We start from the raw sequence: 26,183 nt of genomic DNA on the forward strand, positions 1-26,183 counted from the left end.
GTCCGGATCGCGACGGGGCGCGCACGGCGCGTCGTAACGACTGGGCATACTGACCATCGTGTGCGGACTGCTGGGACTGCTGACCGCCGGGGCGGATGCCGCCACCCGGGTCGAGCCGATCGCCGACGCGCTGCGCTGTGCGCGGCACCGAGGCCCCGACGAGAGTGCGACGTGGAACGACCACGACCTCGTCCTGGGCTTCAACCGGCTGTCCATCATCGACGTGGACCACTCGCACCAGCCCCTGCACTGGGGACCGGTGCCCGGCGAGGACACCCGCTACACCATCGTCTTCAACGGTGAGGTCTACAACTACCTGGAGCTGCGCCAGGAGCTGATCGAGACCTACGACGCGGCCTTCGCCACCGAGGGCGACGGCGAGGTCATCGTCGCGGCGTTCCACTACTGGGGCCCGGACGCGGTCCAGCGGCTGCGCGGCATGTTCGCGTTCGTCATCTGGGACGCCGTCGAGCGCGAGATGTTCGCCGCCCGCGACCCGTTCGGCATCAAGCCGCTGTTCCTCGCGACGACCGCGGCGGGCACCGCGTTCGCGAGCGAGAAGAAGTCGCTGCTGGCCCTGGCCCCCGAGCTGGGTATCGGGCTGGACCTGGAGCCGGCCGCGCTGCAGCACTACCTGACCCTGCAGTACGTGCCCGAGCCGATGTCGCTGCACCGGATGATCTCGCGCGTCGAGTCCGGGACGCACGTCACCGTGCGGCCCGGCGAGGAGCCGCTGCACCAGCGCTACTTCGCGCCGAAGTTCATCTCGCTGCCCAGCCACGCCCCGGCCAGCGCCGAGGCGGAGGCGATCGTGCACGGCGAGATCGCCGACGTCCTGCGCGACTCGGTGGCCAAGCACATGCGGGCCGACGTGACCGTGGGCGCGTTCCTGTCCGGCGGCATCGACTCCACCGCGATCGCGGCGCTCGCCAAGGAGCACAACCCGAACCTGATCACCTTCACCACCGGGTTCGAGCGCGAGGGCTACTCCGAGGTCGACGTCGCGGCCGAGTCCGCCGCGGCGATCGGCGTGCAGCACGTGGTCCGGACCGTCAAGCCGGACGAGATGATGGAGGCCCTGCCGCTCATCATCTGGTACCTCGACGACCCGGTGGCCGACCCGGCGCTGGTCCCGCTGTGGTTCATCGCCCGCGAGGCCCGCGAGCACGTCAAGGTGGTGCTGTCCGGCGAGGGTGCCGACGAGCTGTTCGGCGGCTACTCGATCTACCGCGAGCCGCTGTCGCTGGCCCCCTTCGAGAAGGTCCCCGGCACGCTCAAGCCGATCATGCGCCGGGCCTCGCGGAAGATGCCCGAGGGCATGCGCGGCAAGGACCTGCTGCGCCGCGGCTCGCTGTCGCTGGAGCACCGCTACTACGGCAACGCACGGATCTTCCGGGACGACCAGCTGCACGAGGTGCTGCGCGGCTACGACCCGCGGGTGTCGCACGTCGACGTCACCGCGCCGCACTACTTCGCCTCGCACGACTGGGACCCGGTCGCCCGGATGCAGCACGTGGACCTGTTCACCTGGCTGCGCGGCGACATCCTGGTCAAGGCGGACAAGATGACGATGGCGCACTCGCTGGAGCTGCGGGTGCCGTTCCTCGACCCCGAGGTCTTCGAGATCGCCTCGTCGCTGCCGCAGTCGCAGAAGATCACCCACGGGGCGAACGGCACCACGAAGTACGCGCTGCGCCGGGCCTGCGAGGGGATCATCCCGCCGCACGTGCTCAACCGGCCGAAGCTCGGCTTCCCGGTGCCGATCCGGCACTGGCTGCGCGACGAGATGTACGCCTGGGCCCGCGACATCCTGCAGAACTCCGGCGCCGGTCACCTGATCGACCTGCAGGCCGTGCACCGGATGCTGGACGCCCACCGGGAGGGCCCGGTCGACCACTCCCGCCGGCTCTGGGCGGTGCTGGTCTTCCTGATCTGGCACGGAATCTTCGTCGAGAAGAGGATCACGCCGGAGGTCCCGACCCCGACCTACCCGGTCAAGATCTGAGACCTCTTACGACGGCGTACGGCCGGCTCCTCCCCTGGAGCCGGCCGTACGTGTCGTCACGGTCGGGTCGCGGCGCGCAGGTCCCGGGCCAGCCGTGGGGTCCGCCACCCACGGACGGCGACCGGCCACTGCGCGGGCGGGTAGGCCAGCCGTACGACGTGGTAGTTGAGGTACTCGACCACACCGAACAGCCATACGGCGAGCGCGAGCAGCGCCGCACCCGTCGTCGGGGGCCACCAGGCGAGCATCCCGGCGAGGCCGGCGACGAGCAGGACGACAGCCGCCCCGCGTCCGGCCCGGTGCAGCCGGGCCTCCCCGGGCCCCATCCGGCCGGCCGGGATCCGCCGTCGGGCCGTGAGCCAGTAGACGCCCCCGTGGATGATGATCATCAGCAGCGGGACGAGCGCGGCCCACAGCCCCGGCCCGGCATCCAACAGCACCGCGGCAGCGACGAACACCGCCGCCGCGGTCAGCTCACCGGTCCCGAGCCGCAGGTACTGCCGGCGCAGCGCCCGGCCGCCACGCCCCACGCTCGGCGGATCAGGCCGGCAGGACGGGGGCGATCTCGTCGGCGACCGCGTCACCGAAGGTGTCGCGCAGCCGGGTCAGGGCGGCGTCGCGGTCCCAGGTCCACTCCTGCGGGCCGTCGGACTCCAGCACGTAGGTCGCGATCAGCGCGCCGAGCTGGGCGGCACGCTCCAGCGACAGGCCGCCGTTCAGCGCGGTGAGGAACCCGGCCCGCCAGGCGTCGCCGACGCCGGTCGGGTCGACCTGCTCGGTCGGCGGGACGACGTCGACGCGGGTCTCGGTCCCGTCCGCCTCGACGATCAGCGCGCCCTTCTCACCGAAGGTGGTGATCCGGGTACCGACCTTCGAGGCGACCTCGGCCTCGGTCCAGCCGGTCTTCTTGAGCAGCAGCTCGTACTCGTAGTCGTTGGTGACCAGGTACGTCGCGCCCTCGATCAGCGTGCGGACCTCGGGCCCCTCCATCCGGGCCAGCTGCTGGGACGGGTCGGCGAGGAAGGGGTAGCCCTTCTCGCGGCACTCCTCGGTGTGCCGGACCATCGCGTCCGGGTCGCTGGCGCCGATGAGCACCAGGTCGAACCCGCCGACGCGCTCGGCGATCGGGGCGAGCTCGATCTCGGAGGACTTCGCCATCGCGCCGGTGTAGAAGGACGCGATCTGGCGCATGTCGTCGTCGGTGGTGCAGACGAAGCGGGCGGTGTGCACGTCGTCGAAGGTCGACACGCCGGAGGTGTCGACACCGAGGTCGTCGAGGATCTTCCGGTACTCGGCGAAGTCGGGCCCGACGGCACCGATGAGCACCGGGTTCTGGCCGAGCACGCCCAGCGCGAAGGCGATGTTGCCGGCGACCCCGCCCCGGCGGACCGTCAGGTCGTCGACCAGGAAGCTGACCGAGATCCGGTCGAGCTGCTCGGCGAGGATCTGCTCGGAGAACTTCCCGGGGAAGTGCATGAGGTTGTCGGAGGCGATCGATCCCGTCACGGCGATAGGCACGGGAGCGACCCTACGACACACGAACGGGCCCCGTCATGATCGTGATGATCAGGACGAGGCCCGTCCGACGTGCTGACCTGCGGCGGAGCCGGGTCTCAGTTGAACGAGTCACCGCACGCGCAGGAGCCCCCGGCGTTCGGGTTGTCGATCGTGAAGCCCTGCTTCTCGATGGTGTCGACGAAGTCGATCTGCGCGCCCTGCAGGTAGGGAGCGCTCATCCGGTCGACGCCCACCTTGAGGCCGTGGAAGTCACGGAACAGGTCGCCGTCGAGCGAACGGTCGTCGAAGAACAGCTGGTAGCGCAGTCCCGCACAGCCACCCGGCTGCACGGCGATGCGCAGGTGCATGTCGTCGCGACCCTCCTGCTCCAGCAGGGTGCGGGCCTTCACGGCTGCGGCGTCGCTGAGCTCCACCCCGTGGGTCTGCTCAGCCGCAGGGGTGGCGTCGACAGCGTTCTCTACGGTCATGACTCTCCCAACAACTCACCGGTGGCCCGGTGTTCCCGGGTGGTGCGCATTCATCCTACGTCGCCCGCCGCGGGGCCGGTCGCCCGGCGAACCCCCGGATCGGCGAACGCGGCCGTGGGCCCGGTCACCCCGTCCGCGCGCCGCGGCTCCAGCGCGGGGCGATCCGCGACGCCAGCTCGGCCAGTGTCCCGGCCGGGTCGGCCATCGAGGCCTCCAGCCCGAGCTCGTCGGCCACGCCGTGTGCGGAGTCGACGCCCGCCGCCCCCGCCTCCCGGCGCCCGACGCTGACCTGCCCGGCCAGCACGACGCACGGGATCCCCCGGTCCGCGGCACCCCGGGCGACGGCGGTGATCAGCTTGCCGCGCAGCGACTGCCAGTCGAAGCTGCCCTCGCCGGTCACCGCGAGCCCGCCGTCGGCCGCGGCGGCGTCCAGCTCGGCGTCGAGCCCGACCAGCTCGCGCACCAGCCCGGCACCGGACTCGATCCGCGCGCCCAGTGCCAGCAGCGCGGCACCGAGCCCGCCGGCGGCCCCGGCGGCGGCGTCGTCGCGCACGTCCCGCCCGGCCAGCTCGCCCAGTGAGCCGGCGAAGACGGCCAGGGCGGCGTCCAGCTCGGTGACGGTGCCCGCGTCGGCCCCCTTCTGCGGCCCGAAGACCGCGGCGGCGCCGTGCTCACCGAGCAGCGGGTTGTCCACGTCGGACGCCGCGACGAGCTCGATGCCGCCCAGGTCCGGGCGTCCGTCGAGCCGGCCGCAGGTCGCCAGCGCGGCGCCGCCGTAGGGCAGCGGCAGGCCGTCGTCGTCGACCGGGGTGGCGCCGAGCGCGGCGAGCATCCCGGCACCGCCGTCGGTGGTCGCGGATCCACCGAGCCCGACCACGATCCGGGCGACGCCGGCGTCCCGGGCGGCCGCGAGCAGCTCTCCGACCCCGTAGGTGGTCGCGGTCCGGGCCACCTCCGGGGTGCGGTCCTCGCGGGACACGTGGTGCAGCCCGCACGCCGAGGCGCACTCCAGGTACGCGGTGTCACCGACCTGCAGCCAGGACCCGGTCACCGGATCACCGAGCGGGCCGGTCACCTCGAGCTCGTGGACCGTCCCCCCGAGGGCGGTGTGCAGCACCTCCGCGAACCCGGTCCCGCCGTCGGCGAGCGGGACGATCCGGACGTCGTCGCCCGGGGCCGTACGTCGCCAGCCGTCCGCGATCGCGTCCGCCGCCTCACGCGCGCTGAGGGTTCCGCCGAAGGAATCAGGAGCGACCACGATCCGCATGCGAGGGAGGCTAGCCGGGGCCCGTATTGTTGACAGCCGTGAGGTTCCTGCGCCGTTCCGAGAGCTCCGACCCGGCCACCGCCACGGTCGACGACTCGGCGGTCACGGACGCCGACGGCGCGGAGGGCGGGCCCGCCCGCTCCCACACCACACCCGGCAAGGGCCGGGCGACGCCGAAGCGCCGTGACGCCGAGGGCAAGCGCCGTGGCCCGGCGCCGCCCCCGCCCCGCACCCAGCGCGAGGCGTCGAAGCTGGCCAAGGCCAACCGGCCCTCCAAGGAGGACCGCCGGGCCGCGTCGCTGGAGCGGCGCCGCCGGATGGACGCCGGCGACGACCGGGTGCTGCTCCCCCGCGACCGCGGCAAGGTGCGCGCCCACATCCGCGACGTCGTGGACTCCCGGCCGCACGTCATCGGGCTGTTCCTGCCGCTGGCCGCGCTGGTGCTGGTCGCGGCGCTGATCCAGAACCCGGTACTGCAGCAGTACGTCACGCTGTTCACGTTCCTGATGCTGCTGGTGATGGTCGTCGAGGGCACCCTGCTCGGTTACCAGGTGCTGAAGAAGGCCCGGGAGAAGTTCCCGGACGAGGAGATCAAGGGCCTCGGCACCGGCTGGTACGCGTTCTCCCGGGCCACCCAGCCCCGGCGGATGCGGGTGCCCAAGCCCCGCGTCGCGCGTGGCGCCGACGTCTGAGACGACCTTCTCGACGCCCGCGGGAGCGCGTGCGTCACGATGAGCGCGTGAACCTCGCGGTCAACACCCGGACGCTCGTCCTCGGCGGCTCACGATCCGGGAAGTCCCGGTACGCCGAGCGCCTCCTCGGCGACGGCCCGGTGCGCTACGTCGCGACCGGGCGCCGGGTACCGGGCGACGCCGAGTGGGACGCCCGCATCGCCGCGCACCGCGACCGCCGGCCGGCGAGCTGGACGACCGCGGAGATCACCGCGGGCCCGGAACTGGCCGCCGCACTGGCGGTCCCCGGCCCGGTGCTGGTCGACGACGTCGCCACCTGGTTGACCGGCGTCCTGGACGACGCCGGCGCGTGGTCGGCGACCGGCCCGCTGCCGGACGTGGACGACGCCGTCGCGGCACTGGTCGAGGCCGTGCGGACCGCACCGGGACCGGTGGTGCTGGTCTCGGCCGAGACGGGCCTCGGGGTGGTGCCGGAGACGGCGTCCGGGCGGCTGTTCCGGGACCGGCTCGGTGAGCTGAACGAGGCGCTGGCCGGGGTGTGCGACGACGTCGTGCTGGTCGTGGCCGGGCGGGCGGTGCGGCTCCCGGCCCCGGAGTCCCCCGTCGATGCGGCGACGGGCTCGGGTTCCGTGGCCGACCCCACCCCGCCCGCCGTCGCCGGCGCTCCCGTCGCCGGAACTGCCGCCTCCGACCCGCCGGCCCCGGTCGAGGAGAGCGCCGGAGCGGCCGACGTCGCGACCGCGGACGGGAACGTCGCCGGCACCCCGGCCGTCGTCCCCGGCAGCGTCACCCCCGAGACCGGGGTCGACGCGGCCCCGATCAGCGGCGTCACCCCGTCCGCCGAGCCGGCCGGACCGGTCGTCCCCACCGCGGTCGGTGCCCCCGACCGGCACAGCCGGCGGGCCGCGGTCGCGCTCGTCGAGGACCTCGCCACGCCGGCCGGCGGGCTCGGCCGGCTCGGCGAGCTGGGCGTGTGGCTGGCGTCCTGCCAGGGCGAGTGCCCGCCGCGGCCGCCGGTGCAGGCACGCGTCCTGCTGCTCGCCGCCGACCACGGCGTCGCCGCCACCGGGGTCTCGGCCTACCCGCAGGAGGTCTCAGCGGTGCGCGCCTCGGCCGCGGCGGCCGGACGGCTCCCGGTGACGGTGGCCGCACGGGCCGCCGGGGCGTCGGTCCGGACGGTCGACGTCGGTCTGGTCACCGGCGCCGACGGCGCCGAGTCGGGCCACGTCGTCGTCCGCGGGACCGGCATGATCGACGTCGAGGACGCGCTCACCGCCGCGCAGGCCGAGACCGCGTGGCGGACCGGGCGCACGCTGGCCGACGAGGAGATCGACGCGGGGGCGGACGTCCTCGTGCCCGCCACCCTCGCGGTCGGTGCGACCACGCCGTCGGCGACGCTGGTCGCCGCGCTGACCGGGACCGAGCCCGTCGCCGTCGTCGGCCGGGCCTCGGGCATCGACGACCGTGCCTGGATGCGCAAGGCCGTCGTGATCCGCGACGCGCTGCGCCGCGCCCGTCCGCACCTGCGCGACCCGCTGGCGTTGCTGCGGACCGTCGGCGGCACGGACCTCGTCGTGCTCGCGGGGTTCCTCGCCCGGGCCGCCGAGCGGAAGGTCCCGGTGGTCCTCGACGGGCTCGCCGTCGGCACCGCCGCGCTGCTCGCCGAGGAGCTCGCCCCGGGCGCGAAGCAGTGGTGGGTGGCCGCGCAGCCGTCGACCGAGCCGGCCGCGACCCTGGTGCTCGAGCACCTCGCGCTGACGCCGGTGCTGGACCTGGCGGTGCGCACCGAGGACGGCACCGCGGGCGTGGCGGTGCTCCCGCTGCTGGTGACGGCGGCCCGGCTGATCGCCGAGACCGGCTCCGCGGACGAGACCGGGATCGTGCGCCGCGGTCCGTCGGTGCCGGCGGGCGCCGGGCGGTGACGGGGCCGCCGTCCGACGGCGCCCCTCCGCGCGGTGGTCCGCTCGCCGGGCTCGCGCTGGCCGTCGCCTGGCTGACGGTACTACCGGCCCGCGTCCGCACCCTGCCCGGCGGCGACCTCCCGCCGGGCGTCCCGGCGGCGGCGTTGCGCTGGGCACCGGTGGTCGGGGCGCTGCTCGGCGCGGCCGCCGGCGGGCTGCTGCTCGGGCTGGTCCTGCTCGGCGTGCACCCGCTGGTCGCCGGGTTCCTGGTCGTCGGCGCGGGCTCGCTGGCGACCCGCGGGATGCACCTCGACGGGCTCGCCGACACCGCCGACGGCCTGGGCAGCTACGGACCGCCGGACCGGGCGCTTCGGATCATGGCCGACGGCGGTGCGGGACCCTTCGCCGTGGTCACCCTGCTGGTGGTGCTGGGGGCCCAGGCCGCGGCGCTGTCCCAGCTGGTCGCCGCCCCGCCGCTCGCGGTCGTCGTGACCGGTGCCCTGGCGGCCGCGACCGGGCGGGCCGGGTTCTGCTGGGTGGCCCGCCGCGGGACGCCGGCGGCACGGCCCGGTGGTCTCGGCGCGACCGTCGCGGGCAGCCAGCCGGCCTGGATGGCGCCGGTGTGGTGGACCGGGCTGGCCGCCGCGGGCGCCGCGGCGCTCGTCGCGAGCGTGCCGCGGGCGTCGGCCCCGTCGGCCGGGGACCTCGCCGGCAGGGGCGCGGCGGTGCTGTCCGACGGGGCGGGGATCGCGCTCGCCGTCGTCGGGGCCGTGCTGCTCGCGGCGCTGCTGACGGTGGGGCTGGCCCGGCACACCCGGCGGAGGTTCGGCGGGATGAACGGCGACGTGCTGGGGGCCGCCTCCGAGCTCGGGGCGACGGCCGTGCTGGTCGTGCTGGCGGCGGCACTCACGGCCTGAGCGACCTCCGCCCGGCCGCCGGGCTGCCGGTTGATCATCGGTTCCGGAGCGGGACGTTCACGACGCGAACGCTGCGCTCCGGAACGCGTGATCAAGAAGCTCAGACCGAGGCGGGGGCGGGCACCAGGGTCCGCATCCAGCCGTGCGGGTCCGGCGCGGCGCCCCGCTGGATCGCGGTGAGCGCCTCGCGCAGCTGCAGAGTCACCGGGCCGGGCTCGCCGTCGCCGACGGTCACCTCGCCACCGGTGTGCTTCACGGTCCCGATCGGCGTGATCACCGCGGCGGTGCCGCAGCCGAAGACCTCGGTGAGCCGGCCGTCGGCGACACCGTCCAGCCACTCCTTGCCGGAGATCCGCCGCTCGACCACCGTGATGCCCAGGTCCTTCGCGATCGCGATCACCGAGTCACGGGTGATCCCGGCGAGCACCGAGCCGCGCAGGTCCGGGGTGGCGAGCTCGACGGAGCCGTCCTCGCCCTGGAAGACGAAGAACAGGTTGTTGGACCCCATCTCGTCGATCCAGGTGCGCTCCTCGGCGTCGAGGTAGGCGACCTGCGCGCAGCCGTGCTTCGCGCCGATGGCCTGCGGCAGCAGGGATGCCGCGTAGTTCCCGCCGCACTTGGCGGTGCCGGTGCCGCCGAGCGCGGCCCGGGTGAACTCGGTCTCCAGCCACACGTTCATCGGCTTCACACCGCCGGTGAAGTACGGCCCGGCCGGCGACGCCAGCACCGCGTACAGGTACTCCGACGACGGCCGCACCCCGAGCCCCACCTCGGTCGCGATCATGAAGGGGCGCAGGTAGAGCGAGTCCTCGCCGCCCGCGGCGGGCACCCACTCGGAGTCGACCGCCAGCAGCGCGGACAGCGATTCGAGGAACAGCTCCTCGGGCAGCTCGGCCATCGCGAGCCGGCGGGCCGACCCGGCGAACCGGCGGGCGTTGGCGTCCGGCCGGAACGAGGCGATCGAGCCGTCCGGCTGCCGGTAGGCCTTGAGCCCCTCGAAGATCTCCTGGCCGTAGTGCAGCACCATCGACGACGGGTCGAGCGTCAGCGGGCCGTACGGCACCACCTGCGGGTCGTGCCAGCCGGTGCCCTCGGTGTACCGGACGGTGACCATGTGGTCGGTCATGTGCCGGCCGAAACCGGGATCGGCCAGTACCTCGGCGCGCCGCTGCGGGGACGCCGGGGCGGGGTGCGGATTCACGGTGAACTGCGGCGCGCTCATGGGTGAACGGTATCTCCGCCGTCCACCGCGCAAACAATCGGATTCCCAACCATCGGACCCGGGACCATCCGGACCGGGCACGCCCTCAGCGCACGTGCGAGGGCACCATCGGCGGCTTCACGACCTCGACCGGCAGCGACCGGCCGCGGACGTCGATCACCAGCGCGTCGCCCGGCGAGACCTTCGGGTCGGTGTCGACCAGCGCCAGCGCGATGCCGGTCTTCAGGGTCGGCGAGAACGTGCCGGAGGTGACGGTCCCGACCGGCGTGCCGCCCTCGGCGTCGAGCACCGTCATGCCGGCCCGCGGGACCCCGCGGCCGGTGGCCCTCAGCGCGCGCAGCCGGCGGGCCGGGCCGGCCGCGCGCTCGGCGGCCAGCGCGTCGCGGCCCCAGAAGGCCGGCTTGTCCCAGCCGACGGCCCAGGCGCTGCCGGCCTGGACCGGGCTGATCTCCTCGGACAGCTCGTGCCCGTGCAGCGGGTAGCCCATCTCGGTGCGCAACGTGTCGCGCGCGGCCAGCCCGCACGGCCCGCCGCCGACCGCGCGCACCGCGTCGAGCAGCGCGTCCCACATCGCCGGGGCGGCCTCGGCGTCGAGCACCAGCTCGTAGCCGTGCTCGCCGGTGTAGCCGGTCCGGCACACCCGCACCGCCCCGCCCTCGAGGTCGGTGAAGGCCATGTAGTCCAGGTCGGCGACGACCGCGGCGGCGTCCCCCAGCGCGGCCGACAGCGCCTCGGCCGACCGCGGGCCCTGCAGGGCGAGCACGGCCAGCTCGCGGTGCCGGTCGGTGATCGTGACGCCGTCCGGGGCGCCCTCGGCGAGCATCGACACGATCCGGGTCGAGTTCGCGGCGTTCGGGACGAGCAGCAGGTCGTCGTCGGACTCCAGGTAGACGATCATGTCGTCGAGAACGCCGCCGGTGTCGTTGCACGCCAGCGTGTACTGGGCGCGGCCCGGGCCGATCCGGCCGAGGTCGTTGGTGAGGCAGGTGTTGACGTGCGCGGCCGCACCGGGACCGGAGATCGGGACGGTGCCGAGGTGGCTGACGTCGAACAGCCCGGCGGTCTCCCGGACGCTCGTGTGCTCGGCGACCGTGCCGCCCGGGTAGGAGATCGGCATCGACCATCCCCCGAACTCGCCGAGGGTGGCGTCGAGGGCGAGGTGCCGGTCGTGCAGCGGGCTGGGCAGGAGGTCGTCGGTCACGGCTGGTGACCCTAACGTCTCAGGCCGCCTGCTCCTCGGGATCGGACCGGCCGGCCCGTTCGGCATCGTCGTCGTCGGCCGCGGCGCGGGCGACGAGCGTGCAGATCACCCAGCCCGCGGTCAGCGCGAGCGCGGTCGCCAGCAGCGGCCACACCGGTATCGCCCCGGCCAGCACCAGGCAGCCGGTGCCACCGGCGCCCGCGACGAACGCGGCCGACGCACTCCGTCCGGGCAGCCGCAGCACCGCGACGTGCAGCAGCGCGTGATGCACCAGCGCCGCGCCGACCGCGATCGCGATCGCGGTGACCGGGCCCGCGAGCAGGGTCAGCGCGAGCGTCACGCCGCCCAGGACGAGCTCGGCGGTCCACGGGGTGCCGCGGGCACCACCGCGCCCGAGAAAGGCGGGCAGCTCACCGTCGCGGGCGAGCCGGGCCGCCCCCGCCGAGGCCCGGGACAGCGCGGCGAGCAGCGCGGCGGCGCACGCTGCCGCCGCGGCGATCCGGACGAGCACGCCCAGCGCCGGGCTGCCCCCGGTGTCCATCAGCGACGCCAGCGGGGCCGGGGAGCCGGCGAGACGCTCGAGCCCCAGCCCGTGCACGGTGGCCGCGGACAGCAGCAGCAGCACGAGCGTGGTGATCAGGACGGCGATCGCGGGCGCCCGCCGGATCGCCCGCATCGGGTCGCGCAGGCTGCCGCCCAGCTCGGCCACCCGGGACAGCCCGGTGAAGGCGAAGAACAGGAACGCCGCGGCGGTGAGCACGCCGAGCGGACCCGGCTCGATCGCCGCCTGCAGGGTGCCGGTCAGCGGCTCCTCCGCGCTCCCGCCCACCCCGGCCACCCCGTCCGGGACGGCGACGGCGGCGGCCGGCATCGCCGAGGACGGCCCGGCGCCCTCGGGGGCGTCGGCGCGCAGCCCGACCCCGGCGACGAGCGCGAGCACGATCAGGGTCCCGACGACCAGGCCACGCGACACCCCCGGCGAGATCCGGAGCCCGACCGCGTTCACGACGACGACGGCGAGCACCGCGACCACCGCCACCGGCGACGGCTGCGAGGGCAGCACGTAGGCGCCGAACACTCCGGCGGCCGCGGCGGCGGCCGCCGTGCGCGACACCAGCCGCGCCGTCGCGCCGAGCCGCACCGCCGGTGCCGGCAGGTCGCCCCGGACCAGCTCGGGTCCGGCCGGGCGGGCGGTGGCCAGGTGCGCGGTCGAGGTGACGACGCCGAGCGCGAGCAGGCCCGCCAGGACGACCCCGACCGGGAACCAGCCACCGGCGAACGCGGCCGCGGGGGCCAGCACGGCGTACAGCCCGGTACCGAACATCGCCGCGAGGGCGACGACGACCGCGGTCACGGTCGGGATCCGGTACGGGGGGCGGGGCACCCGATCACCATCCCATCCGACCCTGTGCCGCGCGGCGCCGCGGGGGTGTCATTAGCATCTCGGTCCGGTCTCGCCGGGCCGCTCCCCACCCGCCCGGCGCACGGGATCCGTGCGCTGGTCACGGTGCGTGAGAGTCTGCGCGGCGAACCACCCGTCCGATACCCCGCCGTCTCCGCTCGAACCCCGTGCCGAGACCCGTGCCCGAGGAGCTCCGCGTGCCGACCGCCGACCCGACCATCCCGACCACGACGGCGCTCGCCGCCTCCCCCGCCGGCGCCGAGGCCGACGCGCTCGTGATCGGCCTGCACCCGGCCGCCGGGGACGACCCGGGCGGTGCCCCGGTGCCGGCTCCGGGCGCCGAGGAGGTGGACGCCGCGTTCGGCGGCGAGCTGGCCGAGCTGCTGCGCACGGTCGGTGCCACCGGCGCGGTGGAGCAGGTGGTCTCGCTGCCCACCCGCGGCGCGATCACCGCGCCGCGGCTGGTCGCGGTCGGCCTGGGTGCGCCGGCCGGGAACGGCGGGACGGAGAACGTCGGCGGGGTCGGCGGTACCGAGCGCGCCGCCGTCACCGACCGGGTGCGGCGTGCGGCCGGCGCCGCGGCCCGTGCCCTCACCGGGACCGGGCGCGTCGTCAGCACACTGGGAGCGGCGGGCGAGCAGGCGGCCGAGGCGGCGGTCGTCGGGGCACTGCTGGGTGGCTACCGTTTCGACGCGCACCGCTCGAGCACCGACGCCTCCTCCGCGCCGGTCGCCGAGTGGGTCTTCGCCGGCGTCACCGAGGAGCGGCTGCGGCGCGCCACGCTTCTCGCCGAGGCCGTCCGCACCGCGCGCGACCTGGTCAACACCGCCCCGAACCTGCTGTACCCGGAGACGTTCGCCGCCCGCGCGGTGGCGCTCGGCGAGCAGGCCGGTCTGGTCACCGAGGTGTACGACGACGCCCACCTGCGCGAGCACGGCTACGGCGGCGTGACCGCCGTCGGGCAGGGGTCCTCGCGCACGCCGCGGCTGGTCCGGCTCACCTGGAACGGCGGGGCGGATGCGAAGAAGGTCGCGCTCGTCGGCAAGGGGATCACGTTCGACACCGGCGGCATCTCGCTGAAGCCGAACGCCGGGATGGCCGACATGACCTCCGACATGGGCGGGGCCGCCGCGGTGATCGCGACGGTGCTGCTGGCCGCGAAGCTGGAGCTGCCGGTCACCGTCACCGCGACGGTGCCGATGGCGGAGAACATGCCGTCGTCGACCGCGTACCGGCCCGGCGACGTGCTGACCATGTACGGCGGGAAGACCGTCGAGGTACTCAACACCGACGCCGAGGGCCGGCTGATCCTGGCCGACGCGATGGTGCGCGCCGCCGAGGACGCCCCCGACTACCTGGTCGAGACCTCGACGCTGACCGGCGCCCAGACCGTCGCACTGGGCCTGCGCACCGCCGGGGTGATGGGCTCGCCCGCGCTGCGGGACCGGGTGGCCGGGCTCGGTGTCGCGGCCGGTGAGGACGCCTGGGCGATGCCGCTGCCCGAGCACCTGCGCGCCGATCTGGACTCGCGGGTCGCCGACATCGCGAACGTCACCGGGCAGCGGTTCGGCGGGATGCTCGCGGCCGGGATCTTCCTCGCCGAGTTCGTGCCGTCCGGGCTGCCGTGGGCGCACATCGACATCGCCGGGCCGTCGTTCAACACCGGCGGGCCGCGCGGCTACACCACCAAGGGCGGGACCGGGGTGCCGGTGCGGACGCTGATCGCGTTCCTGGAGGACGTCGCCGCGCACGGCTAGGTGCGCGGAGCCCGGGTCACCCCGCGTCGTCGAACAGCGAGGCGACGGCGAGGGTGAACCCGGGCAGCAGCGGGGTCGCCAGCTCGCCGTCACCGATCTCGAGTGCGGTGCCGAACCCACCGTCGTCGTCCCGGCGGAAGACGAGCACGACACCGGCCGGCGGGTCGACGAGCCACAGCTCGGTCGTGCCGGCGGCCTCGTAGCGGCGCAGCTTGGGCCCGACGTCGAGCGCCCAGGTCCCCGGCGAGCGCACCTCCACGGCGAGGTCCGGCGGGCCGTCGTGGCGGGTACCACGGGGTGCGACGGCGGCCCACCAGACGTCGGGCTTGTAGACGTTCCGGTCGGTGAGTACCCAGTTGCCGCCGAAGCCGGCGCGGCCCTGCCCGTGCTCGGAGCGCGTCCAGGCGGCCAGGGCCTGGAGCAGACGGCCCGCCAGTTCCTGGTGCGTGAATCCCGGGTCGTTCCGGTTCACCACCCCATCGACCAGCTCCGAGCCGGCCGGGTGCTCCCCGCCGAGGAAGTCATCGGTATCGATCCCGGCGGGCTTCGACATGGCCGTCATGGTGACACCGTCGCACGGGGCACCGACAGTTCCGGCGCTTCGACCGTCGGCGGTTACCGCCCGGTAGGGCATACTCCGCGACCATGATCGGACGACGACGCCGGCACGAGGTCCCCGCCGGCACGCCCCGCTCCGCGGTGGTCACCGGCGCCGCCCGCGGCATCGGCGAGGCGATCGCGACCGAGCTCGTCGGCCGCGGCTACCGGGTGCTGGTCACCGACCTCGACGGGGCCGCGGCGACCGCCACCGCCGAGCGGATCGGCGCCGCCGGCGGCGCCGCCTACGACGTCACCGACCCGGCCGCGGCGCACGACGTCGCCGCGCGGGCCCGGGAGATCGCCCCGCTGGGCGCCTGGGTGAGCAACGCCGGCGTCGGGGTCGACGGCGCCGTCACCGAGCTGTCCGACGAGCACGCCCGGGCGCTGGTCGAGGTCAACATGCTCGGGCCGGTCTGGGGTGCCCGGGCCGCGGTGGCGGCGTTCCGCGAGCAGGCCACGGCCGGGGCGGCGCGCGGCGGGGAGATCGGCGTGACGGTGTCGCTGTCCGCGCTCGGGCCGGTGCCGGGGCTGTCGGTCTACGCCGCGTCCAAGGCCGGCGCGCTGTCGGTGGTGTCCGGGCTCGCCTCCGAGGTGCGGCGGGAGGGGATCCGGGTGCACGCGATCTGCCCCGACGGCGTCGACACCGCCCTGCTCCGCGGCATGCGACCCGGCGGCCAGGCGCAGGCCCTGGTCCGGTCCGGGATGCTCGTCACCCCGGAGCAGGTCGCGACCGGGCTGGTCGGGATGTTCGGCACCGCACGGGTCTACCGGACGATCCCGGCCTGGCGTGGGGCGATGATGCGGGCCACCGCGGTGCTGCCGGGTCCGATGCTGCGGCTGGAGCCGGCGATGCGCGCGATCGGCGCCCGCCGGGCCCGGAGCCTGCAGGAGTAGCGACGCCTACCGCTGCTCGCGGTCCTTCTCCCGCAGCTGGCGCAGCATCTCCTCGCGCTTCTCCCGCTTGCGTTCCGCGCGCCCACGGGCGTCGTGGTCCCGCATCCGCTGCGGGTACCCGACGAGCTGCACGTCGTAGATCGGCATCTTCATCGACCGGGCGAGCTTCTTCGCCTTCTTCGGGCTCCCGACCCGGCGGCGGGTCCACTCGCCGTCGTGCGCGACGAACACCACCGTCGTCTCCGTCACGATCGTCGGGGGCTCGACGAAGGCCTCCACACCGATCCGCGCGGCCGTCCACTCCCGCAGGTAGGTCTCCGCATCCGGCGGGTTCGCCCCGCCGGCCGGGCGGCGGGAACGGAATCTGTCGAACAGCCCCATGCCGTTCATCATCTCCTCCGTCCGGGTGTGCGCGCCACGAAGCGGACACACGTGATCTGCTTACCCAACGTGCGGCGGCCACGATCTGCTCCCGACACCCCACTGGCGGAACAGGAACGGGGTGACAAGATGGGCGCCGCACTGCGGCGTCACGTCCGGCGGTAACCCGCCGCCGGGAGTGACTCAGGAGGAGGCTGATCGGTGTCCGGAACGGACGCGCACTCCGCCGACCTGGTGATCCTGGGCGGCGGGTCCGGTGGCTACGCGTGCGCGTTGCGCGCCGCCGAGCTCGGGCTGTCGGTCGTGCTCGTGGAGAAGGACAAGCTCGGCGGCACCTGCCTGCACCGCGGTTGCATCCCGACCAAGGCGCTGCTGCACGCCGCCGAGGTCGCCGACCACGCCCGGGACGGCGCGAAGGTCGGCATCCGCTCCAGCTTCGACGGCGTCGACCTCGCCGGGGTGAACGCCTACCGCGAGAACGTCGTCGGCCGGCTCTACAAGGGCCTGCAGGGCCTCGTCGCCTCCCGGGCGATCACCGTCGTGGAGGGGGCCGGGACGCTCGAGGGAGCCGGTGTCGTGCGCGTCGGCGAGGACCGCTACCGCGGCCGGCACGTCGTGCTGGCCACCGGGTCCTACGCCCGCACGCTGCCCGGCCTCGAGCTCGACGACCGGATCGTCACCTCCGACCGCGCGATCTCACTCGACGAGATGCCGCGCCGGGTCGTCGTACTCGGCGGCGGCGTGATCGGCGTCGAGTTCGCCAGCGTGTGGCGCTCGTTCGGCGCCGAGGTCACGATCGTCGAGGCACTCCCCCGGCTGGTCGCCGCCGAGGACCCGTTCTGCTCGACCCAGCTGGAGCGCGCGTTCCGGCGCCGCCGGATCGCCGCCCGTACCGGGGTGCGGTTCGCCAAGGCCACCCGCAACGGCGACGCCGTCACGGTCGCGCTGGAGTCCGGCGAGGAGATCGAGGCGGACCTGCTGCTCGTCGCGGTCGGGCGCGGTCCCAACACGACCGGACACGGCTTCGCCGAGGCGGGCGTCGCGACCGAGGGCGGGTTCGTGACCGTCGACGAGCGGCTGCGCACCAACCTGGACGGCGTGTACGCCGTCGGGGACGTCACCCCCGGCCTGCAGCTCGCCCACCGCGGCTTCGCGCACGGGATCTTCGTCGCCGAGGACGTCGCCGGGCTCGACCCGGTCCCGGTCGCCGACGACGGCATCCCGCGCGTCACCTACTGCGATCCCGAGATCGCCTCGGTCGGCCTGACCGAGGACGCCGCCCGGCAGCGGTACGGAGAGGTGCACACCGTCACCTACGACCTGGCCGGCAACGGGAAGTCGCAGATCCTGCAGACCTCCGGTGCGGTCAAGCTGGTGCAGGCCGGCGCGGCGGGTGGCGACGGTGCGGTCGTCGGCCTGCACATGGTCGGCTCCCGGGTCGGCGAGCTCGTCGGCGAGGCCCAGCTGATCTACAACTGGGAGGCGACCCCCGCCGACGTCGCCCCCCTGATCCATGCCCACCCCACGCAGAGCGAGGCCCTCGGCGAGGCCCACCTCGCACTGGCCGGGAAACCGCTGCACACCCACGGCTGACCCCGGCCGACGAAGAACCCGAACACCCACGCGGAACTAAAGGAGCTCCACCCGAGATGGCCGTCACCGTTGAGATGCCCGCACTGGGCGAGAGCGTCACCGAGGGCACCGTCACCCGCTGGCTCAAGGCCGAGGGTGACACCGTCGAGGTCGACGAGCCGTTGCTCGAGGTCTCCACCGACAAGGTCGACACCGAGATCCCGTCGCCGGCCGCGGGCGTCCTGTCCCGGATCATCGCCGGTGAGGACGAGACCGTCGAGGTCGGCGGCGAGCTGGCCGTGATCGGCGACGAGGGCGACGCCCCGTCCGGCGGATCCGGCGGTGGGTCGGAGCAGGCCTCCGAGGAGCCCGCCGAGGAGCCCGCCGAGGAGCCCGCCGAGGAGCCCGCCGAGGAGGAGGCCGAGCCGGAGCCCGAGCCGGCGCAGAGCTCGTCGTCCGGAGGGTCGTCGTCCGGCGGGTCGGGTGGCTCCGGCACCCCGGTCTCGATGCCCGAGCTCGGCGAGTCGGTCACCGAGGGCACCGTGACCCGGTGGCTCAAGCAGGTCGGCGAGTCCGTCGAGGTCGACGAGCCGCTGCTCGAGGTCTCCACCGACAAGGTCGACACCGAGATCCCGTCGCCGGTGGCCGGCACCGTGCTCGAGCACACCGTCGCCGAGGACGAGACCGTCGAGGTCGGCGCGCAGCTGGCACTCGTCGGCGACGCCTCCGCGCAGGAGTCGGCCCCGGCCGCCGATAAGCCGCAGGAGAAGGCTCCGGAGAAGAAGGAGGAGCCGAAGCCGGAGGCTCCGAAGGCCGACGCGCCGAAGGCACGGCAGCCCAAGGCCGAGGCCCCGGCCGCGCAGAAGGCCGAGCCGAAGGGCTCGACCGACACCCAGGGGTCGTCGAACGGCTCGGGTTCCGGTGGCGGGCACTACGTGACGCCGCTGGTCCGCAAGCTGGCCCAGGAGCACGGCGTCGACCTGGACTCCGTCACCGGTTCCGGTGTCGGCGGCCGTATCCGCAAGCAGGACGTGCTGGCCGCGGCCGAGCAGAAGTCCGCGCCGGCCGAGGCCGAGGCCGCACCGGCCGCCGCCGCGCCGTCGTCCGGTGGGGCGCCGAAGCAGCCGCAGACCGTCCCGACCCGCCCCGAGGACGGCCCGCAGCCGGGCACCACGGTCAAGCTGCCGCGCCTGCGCCAGGTGATCGCGCAGCGGATGAACGAGTCGCTGGCGACCTCGGCGCAGCTGACCACCGTCCAGGAGGTCGACCTCACCCGCATCGTCAAGCTGCGGAACAAGGTCAAGGAGGACTTCAAGCGTCGCGAGGGCGCCAACCTCACCTTCCTGGCCTTCATCGCCAAGGCCACCATCGAGGCGCTGAAGGCGTTCCCGGCGGTCAACGCGTCGATCTCCGACGACAACAAGGAGGTCACCTACCACGGGTCGGTGCACATGGGCATCGCGGTCGACACGCCGCGCGGCCTGCTCGTCCCGGTGATCAAGGACGCCGACGACCTGTCGCTGGCCGGCATCGCGAAGAAGATCGCCGACGTCGCCGCCCGCACCCGGGACGCGAAGATCGGCCCGGACGAGCTGTCCGGGGGCACCTTCACGATCACGAACATCGGGTCCGCGGGCGCGCTGTTCGACACCCCGATCCTGAACCAGCCGCAGGTCGGCATCCTGGGCACCGGGGCGATCGTCAAGGAGCCGAAGGTGGTCACCGGTCCGGAGGGCGACGACGTCATCGCCGTCCGCTCGGTGTGCTTCCTGCCGATGACCTACGACCACCGCCTGGTCGACGGTGCGGACGCCGGCCGGTTCCTCTCGGCGGTCAAGGCCCGCCTGGAGGAGGGCGCGTTCGAGGCCGAGCTCGGCCTGTAGATCCACCTCCGCAGCACCGACGCGGCCCGTTCCGGATCTCCGGGACGGGCCGCCGTCGTGTGCGCAGCGGCCGATCGGGTGATCTTGATCGCGGCGCGCCCGGGTCGCGCGACCGGCGAGAACCGGGAAGGATCCCCGCCGTGCGAGTCGTCGTGGCCGGTTCGTCCGGACTGATCGGAACCGCCCTGGTCGCCCACCTGCGGGGCACCGGGCACGAGGTGCTGCGCCTGGTGCGGCGCACCCCGGCCGCCCCCGACGAGCGCGGCTGGGACCCGCCCGCCGGCACGCTGCAGGACGGCACGCTGGACGGTGTCGACGCCGTGGTGAACCTCAACGGCGCCGGTCTCGCGGACCGGCCCTGGAGCGGCGCCCGCAAGCAGCTCATCCGCGACTCGCGCAACGTCCCGACCGACGTGCTCGCCCACGCCGTCGCCCGGCACGAGGTACCGGTGCTGGTCAGCGGCTCGGCGGTCGGCTACTACGGCGACACCGGCGACCAGGTCGTCGACGAGACCGCGCCCTCGGGCAACGGCTTCCTCGCCGACGTCTGCCGGGACTGGGAAGCCGCCGCCGCCCCCGCCCGCGACGCCGGCGCGCGGGTCGTGTGCGTCCGCACCGGCCTGGTGCTGTCCCCCTCCGGCGGGCTGCTGGGGGCGATGCGGCCGCTGTTCCGCGGCTTCCTCGGCGGCCGGGTCGGCAAGGGCACCCAGTACATGCCGTGGGTGTCGCTCGACGACCAGATCTCGGCACTGCGCTTCGCCGTGGAGACCGCGGCCCTGTCCGGTCCTGCCAACCTGACCGGCCCGGTTCCGGTCACCAACGCCGAGTTCACCCGCGAGCTGGGTGCGGCGCTCGGCCGGCCCACCCCGTTCGTCGTGCCGGCGCCGGTCGTGTCGACGGTGCTCGGCGAGATGGGCCGGGAGACGCTGCTCAGCGGGCAGCGGGCGGTACCGAAGGCGCTGCTCGACGCCGGGTTCGAGTTCCGCCACCACACGGTCTCCGACGCATTGTCGGCCGCGGTGGGCACATGACGGACGTCCTGGTCGTCGGCGCCGGGCTGGCCGGGCTGCGCGCCGCGACCGTCCTGAGCCGGCACGGGCTGTCCGTACGGGTGCTGGAGGCCGGCGACCGGGTCGGTGGCCGGGTGGCCACCGACGTGATCGACGGTTTCCGCTGCGACCGCGGTTTCCAGGTCCTCAACTCGTCCTACCCCGCGCTGCGGGCGGCGCTCGCGCCGCACGGCCTCGACTCGCTGGGCGCCCGGGCCTTCGAACCGGGTGCGGCGGTCCGGGCCGGCGACGGCGAGCTGCACCGGTTCGTCAACCCGCTGCGCCGCCCGGAGTCGGCACCGGCCACCGTGCTCGACGACCTGCTCGGCCCGGTCGACAAGGCGCGGCTCGTCGCCTGGACGGCGCGCGTGCTGGCCTCGCCGCCCGCCCGCACCGCGACCCTGGTCGAGCGCTCGGGCCTCGACGACCTGGCCGCCGCCGGACTGGGCGGTGCGGTCACCGACCGGTTCCTGCGGCCGTTCCTGTCCGGCGTGCTGGGCGAGACGGGCCTGGAGTCGTCGGAGGCGTTCGTCCGGCTGGTGTGGCGCAGCTTCGCGCTCGGCACGGTCGTCGTACCCGACGACGGCATGGAGGCACTCCCCCGCCGGCTCGCCGCCGCCCTGCCCGAGGGCACCGTCTCGCTGCACACCCGGGTGCACGCCGTCCACGGTGGACCATCACCGTCGGTGGACACCGACGCCCGCACCGAGACCGCCCGCGCCGTGCTGGTCGCCGCCGACCCGCGCACCGCGGCGTCGCTGCTGCCCGGCGTCGCCGAGCCGCGGATGAACGCGCTCACCACCTGGTTCCACGTGCCGCCGCGGGCGCCGTCCGCCCAGCCGCTCCTGCACCTGGACGGCACCGGCGGGCCGGTGGCCAACACCGTCGTCCTCACCGCGGCCGCGCCCGGCTACTCCGCCGACGGCCGCCCGCTGGTGGCCTCCACCGTCGTCGGGACGCCCGGGTCGACCGGGATCGACGAGCCGGCCGTGCGCCGCGAGCTCGCCCGCATCTGGGGCGTGCCCACCGACGACTGGGCGCACCTGCACACCGCCGAGATCACCGAGGCGCTGCCGCTGCTGCCGGCCGGGCGGCCGCTGCGCCGCGACGTCGACCTCGGGGAGAACCTGTTCGTCGCCGGGGACCACCGCGACACCCCCTCCACCCAGGGCGCGCTGGTCAGCGGCCGGCGCGCGGCGCAGGCCGTGCTGGCTCGGCTCGGGGTCGCCTCGCGCTGAACGGGGCCGGGAGTAATCTCGGGACCATGCCCGCCCCGCACACGAGCTGCCGCGCCGGAACCGACGACGTCCGGGTGGACCGGCTGGGCCGGGTGGAGTACCAGGCCGCCTGGGACACCCAGCGGGCACACGCCGAGGCTCGCAAGGCCGGTACCGGACCGGACGTCCTGATGCTGCTGGAGCACCCGGCCGTCTACACCGCGGGGCGGCGGACCCGGCCCGAGGACCGGCCCACCGACGGCACCCCGGTGATCGACGTCGACCGCGGCGGCCGGATCACCTGGCACGGACCGGGGCAGCTCGTCGGGTACCCGATCGTGGCCCTCGGCGAGCCGATGGACGTCGTCGACTACGTACGGCGCCTCGAGGAGGCGCTGATCCGGGTCTGCCACGAGCTCGGCCTGGAGAAGGCCGGCCGGGTCGAGGGTCGCTCCGGTGTCTGGCTGCCCGCCGAGGGCTTCACCCCCGAGCGCAAGATCGCCGCGATCGGCGTGCGGATCCAGGGCGGGGTCACCCAGCACGGGTTCGCCATCAACTGCGACGCCGACATGGGCGACTTCGGCCGGATCGTGCCCTGCGGGATCCCGGACGCCGGGGTCACGACGCTGACCGCCGAGCTCGGCCACACGGTCACCGTCGACGAGGTGACCGAGGCCGTCACCACCGCCGTCCTCGACGCCCTGGACGGCCGACTGCCGGTCACCGAGCACCCGGTGACCCGGATGGCGGACCTGATGGGCGAACACGTTCTTCCGTAGTTCCGTACTATGATGGCGTGACCGTGGGCGCCGACCGACACCTGGCCGACCTGGAACGACGGGTCGCCGATCTGGAACGCCGGTTCGACGCCCCGGACACCGCCGGTGGCCGCGGGACGGGGGGTGCCGCGGCCACCGGCGCCGGGACCGTGCGGTACTCGGGCGAGGTCGCCCTGCACGGCGAGGTCAGCTGGCAGATCGAGTACGACGCCGGCGCCGCCCTCGCCCTCGACGACGACGCCCGGACCGCGGTGCTGGCCGCGCTCGGGCACCCGGTGCGGGTCCGGATCATCCGGGGCCTGCTGCACGGGCCGCGCGGCACCGCCGAGCTCACCGAGACCGCGGAGCTCGCCTCGACCGGGCAGCTCTACCACCACCTGAAGGCACTGACCCACGCCGGCGTCGTCGAGCAGGACGGCCGCGGGAGCTACCGGATCGCGCCGTCCACCGTCGTGCCCGTGCTGGTACTGCTGACCGCGGCTTCCGACATTGCCGGGGCGCTGCCGCGCCTGTGAGTACTTTTCGTGGTCCCGACCACGAAAAGTACTCACAGGCGCGCAGCGCCTAGTCTCACGGCTGTGGATCTCACCGGACGCACCGTCGTCGTCACCGGAACGACGTCCGGCCTGGGCCGCGCACTCTCCGCAGCGCTGGCCGGCGCCGGTGCCCGCGTCCTCATGACCGCCCGCGACACCACCCGCGGAAAGGCCGCGGTCGCGCAGGTCGGCGGCACCGCCGAGCTCGTGCACCTGGACCTCGCCGACCTCGACTCGGTCCGCTCCGCCGCCGCCGAGATCCGCGAGCGGACCGGTGACCGGCTCGACGTCCTGGTCAACAACGCCGGGGTCGCGATGGGCCCGCGCGCCGAGACCGCCGACGGCTTCGAACTGCAGATCGGCACCAACCACCTCGGCCCGGCCGCACTGACCTGGCTGTTGATGCCGTCCCTGCGCGACGCGGACCCGGACCAGCCGGCCCGAGTGGTGACGACGTCGAGCCTCGGGCACCGGATGGCGCGACTCGATCTGTCCGATCTGTACTGGACGCGGCGACGCTACTCCCCCGTGGCCGCATACGGCGCGTCGAAGCTGGCGAACCTGCTCTTCGCCGCCGAGCTGGACCGTCGGCTGCGGTTGTCCGGGGACCCGGTGCTGTCGGTCGCCGCGCACCCGGGGATGACCGAGTCGTCGCTGTTCGAGAACTCGCTGCGGCGCGGCGGCTCCGCGTGGTCACGGGTGTTCGCGTTCCCGGACCGGTTCCTGGTCCAGCCGGTCGCCGAGGGGATCACACCCCAGCTCGCTGCCGCGAACGGGCCCGTCCACGGTGGCGACTACATCGGACCGTCCGGCCGTGGCGAGACCCGCGGCGCCCCCGGCCCGGCCCGTCGGTCACGCGCCGCGACCGACCCGGTGCTCGCCGGAAGGTTGTGGCAGGTCACCGCGGCCGCGACCGGCGTCACACCGGACCCCGGGCGTAGGGTGGAACCGTGACCGTCGCACCCGAAGGCCGCAAACTGCTCCGCCTCGAGGTCCGCAACAGCGAGACCCCGATCGAGCGCAAGCCGTCGTGGATCCGTACCCGCGCCCGTACCGGCCCGCAGTACACCGAGCTCAAGGGCCTCGTCCGCTCCGGCGGCCTGCACACGGTGTGCGAGGAGGCCGGTTGTCCCAACATCTACGAGTGCTGGGAGGACCGGGAGGCCACGTTCCTGATCGGCGGGGAGCAGTGCACGCGGCGCTGTGACTTCTGCCAGATCGACACCGGCAAGCCGTCCGATCTGGACGTCGACGAGCCGCGGCGGGTCGCCGAGTCGGTGCAGCAGATGGGCCTGCGGTACTCGACCGTCACCGGCGTCGCCCGTGACGACCTCGACGACGGCGGCTCCTGGCTCTACGCCGAGACCGTCCGGCAGATCCACGCGCTCAACCCGGGCACCGGCGTCGAGCTGCTGATCCCGGACTTCAACTCCCGCGACGACCAGCTGGGCCCGGTCTTCGACGCCCGGCCCGAGGTGTTGGCGCACAACCTGGAGACCGTCCCGCGGATCTTCAAGCGGATCCGTCCGGCGTTCCGCTACGAGCGGTCCCTCGAGGTCATCACCAAGGCCCGCGACGTCGGACTGGTCACCAAGTCCAACCTCATCCTGGGCATGGGCGAGACCCCGGACGAGGTGACCAGCGCACTGCAGGACCTGCACGACGCCGGCTGCGAGATCATCACGATCACCCAGTACCTGCGCCCGACCAAGCGCCACCACCCCGTCGAGCGCTGGGTCAAGCCGGAGGAGTTCGTCGAGCACTCGAAGGCCGCCGAGGAGATGGGTTTCGCCGGTGTGATGGCGGGCCCGCTGGTGCGCTCGTCGTACCGGGCGGGGCGGCTCTACGCGCAGACCGTGGCGCACCGGGGCGAGGAGCTCTCCCCCGCGCTGGCCCACCTGGCCGAGTCCGGTCCCGCCGCGCAGGAGGCCAGCTCGCTGCTCGCGCGCAGCTGAGGCGACCTGGTCTCCCGCCGAGTCGGACACCCGACGTAAGCTGGTCGCATGCCCGGCAAGCCCCGCAAGCCCACGCCCGAAGAGAAGAAGGCGCGCAAGGCCGCGAAGAAGGCCGCGTCGAAGCAGCGTCGCCAGCAGATCTGGCAGGCGTTCCAGATGCAGCGCCGCGAGGACAAGAAGCTCATCCCGATCATGCTCGGGATCTTCCTCGGCTCCGTGGCGGTGCTGACGCTCGTCGGCTGGTTCTTCGGCCTGACCTGGTTCTTCGTGCCGTTCGGCGTGATGATCGGCGTCCTGGGTGCGTTCAGCATCTTCGGCCGCCGGGTGCAGAAGTCGGTCTACACGAAGGCCGACGGCCAGCCGGGCGCCGCGGGCTGGGCGCTGGACCAGCTGCGCGGGCAGTGGCGGATCAACCAGGGCGTCGCCGGGACGACGCACCTCGACGCGGTGCACCGGGTCATCGGGCGTCCCGGGATCATCTTCGTCGCCGAGGGCACGCCGCACCGGCTCAAGCCGCTGCTGGCCCAGGAGAAGAAGCGCACCGCGCGGGTCGCCGGCACCACCCCGATCTACGACGTGATCGTCGGCAACGACGAGGGCCAGGTTCCGCTGAAGAACCTGCAGCGCCACCTCATGAAGCTGCCCCGCAACATCTCCGCCAAGGAGATGGACTCGCTGGAGAGCAAGCTCAACGCCCTCGGCAGCCGCGCCGCCGCGATGCCCAAGGGCCCGATGCCGCAGGGCGCGAAGATGCGCAGCATCCAGCGCACCGTCCGCCGCCGCTGACGCACCCCCTCCCCTCCCCTTCTGCGCCCGCCCCCGCCCCCTCCCCCTCCCCGGACCCCACTCATGACTGTGAGGGTGGATGGGCCGGTCCAAAGATGATGGGCTGGTGACAGAGGCGGCGGGTGTGGCCCGACTCATGACTGACCTGTGTGTCTTTCGAGCGACTTGCCCACCTGCTGCTT

24 protein-coding genes are annotated in these 26,183 nt (G+C 74.4%); 15 read left to right on the forward strand and 9 right to left on the reverse strand.

The features are described from left to right. The first annotated feature begins 58 nt into the window (after window positions 1-58). Window positions 59-2,005: an asparagine synthase (glutamine-hydrolyzing) gene (gene asnB, locus WIS52_RS07245; protein WP_349297338.1), complete on the forward strand. Its 1,947-nt coding sequence runs from the start codon at window positions 59-61 to the stop codon at window positions 2,003-2,005. 56 nt (window positions 2,006-2,061) lie between these two features. On the opposite strand, the gene WIS52_RS07250 is transcribed toward asnB, so the two are convergent. From WIS52_RS07250 to WIS52_RS07265, 4 genes are all read right to left on the reverse strand, one after another. Continuing rightward, window positions 2,062-2,535, reverse strand: a complete 474-nt coding sequence (locus WIS52_RS07250; RefSeq protein ID WP_349297339.1) for a hypothetical protein — start codon at window positions 2,533-2,535, stop codon at window positions 2,062-2,064. A 10-nt stretch (window positions 2,536-2,545) separates the two neighbouring features. Next, a complete protein-coding gene (locus WIS52_RS07255) occupies window positions 2,546-3,481 on the reverse strand; it encodes a carbohydrate kinase family protein (RefSeq protein WP_349297383.1) in 936 nt (311 codons plus the stop codon). A gap of 137 nt (window positions 3,482-3,618) precedes the next feature. Beyond that, the gene (locus WIS52_RS07260) at window positions 3,619-3,990 is read right to left on the reverse strand and encodes a HesB/IscA family protein (RefSeq protein WP_349297340.1); all 372 of its coding nucleotides are present in this window, start codon (window positions 3,988-3,990) and stop codon (window positions 3,619-3,621) included. 124 nt (window positions 3,991-4,114) lie between these two features. Further along, window positions 4,115-5,257 (reverse strand): glycerate kinase family protein, encoded by a 1,143-nt coding sequence (locus tag WIS52_RS07265; RefSeq protein ID WP_349297341.1) that lies wholly within the window; start codon window positions 5,255-5,257, stop codon window positions 4,115-4,117. 38 nt (window positions 5,258-5,295) lie between these two features. On the opposite strand from WIS52_RS07265, the gene WIS52_RS07270 reads away from it, so the two are divergent. Genes WIS52_RS07270 through WIS52_RS07280 form a run of 3 tightly spaced genes read left to right on the forward strand, consistent with a single transcriptional unit; the run spans window position 5,296 to window position 8,767 of the window. After that, a complete protein-coding gene (locus WIS52_RS07270) occupies window positions 5,296-5,949 on the forward strand; it encodes a DUF3043 domain-containing protein (RefSeq protein WP_349297342.1) in 654 nt (217 codons plus the stop codon). A gap of 47 nt (window positions 5,950-5,996) precedes the next feature. Further along, window positions 5,997-7,871: a bifunctional adenosylcobinamide kinase/adenosylcobinamide-phosphate guanylyltransferase gene (locus tag WIS52_RS07275; protein WP_349297343.1), complete on the forward strand. Its 1,875-nt coding sequence runs from the start codon at window positions 5,997-5,999 to the stop codon at window positions 7,869-7,871. Next, window positions 7,868-8,767 (forward strand): adenosylcobinamide-GDP ribazoletransferase, encoded by a 900-nt coding sequence (locus tag WIS52_RS07280; protein WP_349297344.1) that lies wholly within the window; start codon window positions 7,868-7,870, stop codon window positions 8,765-8,767. Before WIS52_RS07275 ends, WIS52_RS07280 begins: the two co-directional genes overlap by 4 nt. Before the next feature lie 100 nt (window positions 8,768-8,867). Here WIS52_RS07280 and WIS52_RS07285 read toward each other — a convergent pair whose 3' ends face one another. The 3 genes from WIS52_RS07285 to WIS52_RS07295 form a co-directional block, all read right to left on the reverse strand. Continuing rightward, entirely contained in the window at window positions 8,868-9,989 is a 1,122-nt protein-coding gene (locus WIS52_RS07285) for a branched-chain amino acid aminotransferase (RefSeq protein ID WP_349297345.1), read from the reverse strand. An 85-nt stretch (window positions 9,990-10,074) separates the two neighbouring features. Beyond that, window positions 10,075-11,190, reverse strand: a complete 1,116-nt coding sequence (gene gcvT / locus WIS52_RS07290; RefSeq protein ID WP_349297346.1) for a glycine cleavage system aminomethyltransferase GcvT — start codon at window positions 11,188-11,190, stop codon at window positions 10,075-10,077. 19 nt (window positions 11,191-11,209) lie between these two features. Then, window positions 11,210-12,574, reverse strand: a complete 1,365-nt coding sequence (locus tag WIS52_RS07295; protein ID WP_349297347.1) for an amino acid permease — start codon at window positions 12,572-12,574, stop codon at window positions 11,210-11,212. A gap of 215 nt (window positions 12,575-12,789) precedes the next feature. Between WIS52_RS07295 and WIS52_RS07300 the strand changes: the two genes are divergently transcribed. Further along, complete coding sequence (locus WIS52_RS07300) at window positions 12,790-14,349, forward strand: leucyl aminopeptidase (RefSeq protein ID WP_379611880.1); 1,560 nt, start codon at window positions 12,790-12,792, stop codon at window positions 14,347-14,349. Window positions 14,350-14,365: 16 nt separating this feature from the next. Here WIS52_RS07300 and WIS52_RS07305 read toward each other — a convergent pair whose 3' ends face one another. Continuing rightward, window positions 14,366-14,902, reverse strand: coding sequence for a Uma2 family endonuclease (locus WIS52_RS07305; protein ID WP_349297348.1), 537 nt, complete (start codon window positions 14,900-14,902; stop codon window positions 14,366-14,368). Between the two features lie 92 nt (window positions 14,903-14,994). On the opposite strand from WIS52_RS07305, the gene WIS52_RS07310 reads away from it, so the two are divergent. Beyond that, the gene (locus WIS52_RS07310) at window positions 14,995-15,843 is read left to right on the forward strand and encodes an SDR family NAD(P)-dependent oxidoreductase (RefSeq protein WP_349297349.1); all 849 of its coding nucleotides are present in this window, start codon (window positions 14,995-14,997) and stop codon (window positions 15,841-15,843) included. Window positions 15,844-15,849: 6 nt separating this feature from the next. Here WIS52_RS07310 and WIS52_RS07315 read toward each other — a convergent pair whose 3' ends face one another. Continuing rightward, window positions 15,850-16,224 carry an oxidoreductase gene (locus WIS52_RS07315; protein ID WP_349297350.1) on the reverse strand — a complete coding sequence of 125 codons (375 nt, stop codon included), beginning with the start codon at window positions 16,222-16,224 and terminating at the stop codon, window positions 15,850-15,852. A 201-nt stretch (window positions 16,225-16,425) separates the two neighbouring features. Between WIS52_RS07315 and lpdA the strand changes: the two genes are divergently transcribed. The 9 genes from lpdA (at window position 16,426) to WIS52_RS07360 (ending at window position 26,001) form a co-directional block, all read left to right on the forward strand. After that, window positions 16,426-17,817, forward strand: coding sequence for a dihydrolipoyl dehydrogenase (gene lpdA, locus WIS52_RS07320; protein WP_349297351.1), 1,392 nt, complete (start codon window positions 16,426-16,428; stop codon window positions 17,815-17,817). Window positions 17,818-17,873: 56 nt separating this feature from the next. Continuing rightward, window positions 17,874-19,679, forward strand: coding sequence for a 2-oxoglutarate dehydrogenase, E2 component, dihydrolipoamide succinyltransferase (gene sucB, locus WIS52_RS07325; RefSeq protein WP_349297352.1), 1,806 nt, complete (start codon window positions 17,874-17,876; stop codon window positions 19,677-19,679). Window positions 19,680-19,819: 140 nt separating this feature from the next. After that, entirely contained in the window at window positions 19,820-20,710 is an 891-nt protein-coding gene (locus WIS52_RS07330; RefSeq protein ID WP_349297353.1) for a TIGR01777 family oxidoreductase, read from the forward strand. After that, window positions 20,707-21,966, forward strand: coding sequence for an NAD(P)/FAD-dependent oxidoreductase (locus WIS52_RS07335; RefSeq protein WP_349297354.1), 1,260 nt, complete (start codon window positions 20,707-20,709; stop codon window positions 21,964-21,966). Before WIS52_RS07330 ends, WIS52_RS07335 begins: the two co-directional genes overlap by 4 nt. 26 nt (window positions 21,967-21,992) lie before the next feature. Further along, window positions 21,993-22,724, forward strand: a complete 732-nt coding sequence (gene lipB, locus WIS52_RS07340) for a lipoyl(octanoyl) transferase LipB (RefSeq protein ID WP_349297355.1) — start codon at window positions 21,993-21,995, stop codon at window positions 22,722-22,724. Between the two features lie 17 nt (window positions 22,725-22,741). Continuing rightward, a complete protein-coding gene (locus tag WIS52_RS07345) occupies window positions 22,742-23,239 on the forward strand; it encodes an ArsR/SmtB family transcription factor (protein WP_349297356.1) in 498 nt (165 codons plus the stop codon). A 63-nt stretch (window positions 23,240-23,302) separates the two neighbouring features. Continuing rightward, on the forward strand, window positions 23,303-24,214 hold the full coding sequence (locus WIS52_RS07350) for an oxidoreductase (RefSeq protein ID WP_349297357.1): 912 nt from the start codon (window positions 23,303-23,305) through the stop codon (window positions 24,212-24,214). Continuing rightward, window positions 24,211-25,215 (forward strand): lipoyl synthase, encoded by a 1,005-nt coding sequence (gene lipA / locus WIS52_RS07355; protein WP_349297358.1) that lies wholly within the window; start codon window positions 24,211-24,213, stop codon window positions 25,213-25,215. Before WIS52_RS07350 ends, lipA begins: the two co-directional genes overlap by 4 nt. Window positions 25,216-25,263: 48 nt before the next feature. After that, window positions 25,264-26,001, forward strand: coding sequence for a DUF4191 domain-containing protein (locus tag WIS52_RS07360; RefSeq protein WP_349297359.1), 738 nt, complete (start codon window positions 25,264-25,266; stop codon window positions 25,999-26,001). Window positions 26,002-26,183: the final 182 nt, after the last annotated feature.

The sequence above is a fragment of the Pseudonocardia nematodicida genome (assembly GCF_040105385.1).
Classification (GTDB): Bacteria; Actinomycetota; Actinomycetes; order Mycobacteriales; family Pseudonocardiaceae; genus Pseudonocardia; species Pseudonocardia nematodicida.